Source organism: Enterococcus hermanniensis, from assembly GCF_001885945.1.
Classification (GTDB): Bacteria; Bacillota; Bacilli; order Lactobacillales; family Enterococcaceae; genus Enterococcus_A; species Enterococcus_A hermanniensis.
Genome location: NZ_JXKQ01000035.1, coordinates 1 through 1,561, shown reverse-complemented (window position 1 = coordinate 1,561; position 1,561 = coordinate 1). Strand labels below are relative to the sequence as shown.

Annotated in this window: 2 protein-coding genes; both read right to left on the bottom strand. The window is 39.5% G+C overall.

The annotated features are described in order from the left end of the window. Positions 1-503, bottom strand: a 503-nt coding sequence (locus tag RV04_RS12855) for a BppU family phage baseplate upper protein (RefSeq protein WP_143139514.1), incomplete at its 3' end; no start/stop codon positions are given. Next, positions 503-1,561 (bottom strand): hypothetical protein (locus tag RV04_RS12850; protein WP_245791104.1); only part of this gene is annotated, 1,059 nt, incomplete at its 5' end. The genes RV04_RS12855 and RV04_RS12850, both read right to left, overlap by 1 nt.

Genomic DNA, 1,561 nt, shown 5'->3' with positions numbered 1-1,561 from the left:
TCAAGTAACTCTTTTGCTTCTGATTTAATCTCAGCAATCGATTCGTGATATTGCTCCATAATCTCTCCGAATCCTTGCCAGTAGTAATCTTCTAGTTCGGGCACATCTTCATCAATCGGACTGCGTTTGATGTGGAAAGTGAATCGTCCTGCTGTATCGAGTGAGCGAGAGTCTGGTAGTTCAATGTAGATTGAGCCATCAACACGACCTTGATAGCCTAAGATGTTGTCTTCTAAGATAATCGAGACAATTCCATTTACTGCGTCTTCGATAACTGCGTGATAGATATGACGACCAACACCATTTTCTGCAGTTTCAGAATTGAATTTCAATAAAATTGGAACTATCGTTCCTTCTGCTAAAGCTTGACTAGTACCGTCCTTTCGCAATTTAAACAGCATTTTCGCTGTACCTTTATCATGTGACCAAAAAACAGCTCTTGTCTGTATTGGCTCTTTAGCTTCCGCTTGGATAACGATGATCTCTTCTTTTGTTTTAAACATTACATCACCGTCCCTTTTGTAAGGATTAAGCCATACGAAGCCGTCTTCGTCGGCGTTGTTGCAAATGATGAGCTGATAGATGCTCTTACCGTTCCTGAATCTGCTAGTGCGCCTACAAGATTAGAGCTTCCTTGAATGTCACCTGCTCGAAGCTCAGCAAGCAAGGTTGCGCTCATACATACGTTTTGATTTACGAAAGTTGATTTTCCATAGATATGAAGTTTTGAACTGCCTCCAGCGTAGACGGATGTATGGTCCATACTCTTAACGTTTTCTGCAAATTTACAGCCAGCGATAGCTAGATAACCTCCTTGTTCCACTTGAACGCAACGTCTTTGGTCGCTTACAACTGGCGCATTCGCTTGATCAACAAATTGGATTCCTGACATGAAGTAATAGCCTGTAGAATAAGCAATTTTAAATGAGCGAAGTTTAACAGCTAGATCACTAGCAGATGGATCAGCAATAGTTTGTACAGCCCTAAAATAGAGAGCTGAAACAGATAGGTTCGTCAATACTACGTCTTCTAAATACACACCTTCTTCAATCCAAATCGAGATACCTGTACGACTGATCAGCGGAATTTGATTTACTGCTGTTTGAATTGTTTTGTAAGGATTATCTTGTGTACCGTTTCCAGTCTGGTCGTTGCCGCGGTCTGCAGATACATAAATTGATATTCCAGCATTTGAAAAATTGTATAACTCTTTAATTGTTGCATTCAATTGATTTAATTGACTTGCCTGCGATTGATCTTGAATCTCTAATCTCTCAACATCACTTGCGTGTTTATTTTCCGAATAAAGCAAACGAGCTTCTAAACTATCAAATATTGTGCCTTCGTTGTTTACTCGTGCGTCAACAACTTCGTTTGGTGAATCCCCGCCTGAATGAAGAACTAAGTTATCAATACGACTATTCGTAGTCTCAAGTTTTTGGTCTTGATCACGAGCTTTACGATTCAAGATATCAACGTTTGTATTAAACGCCTCTTTCCACTCTGTAGATATTCTATTTTTAATTAATTTGAGTAGGTCCAAATTTAAATCACTCCTTTC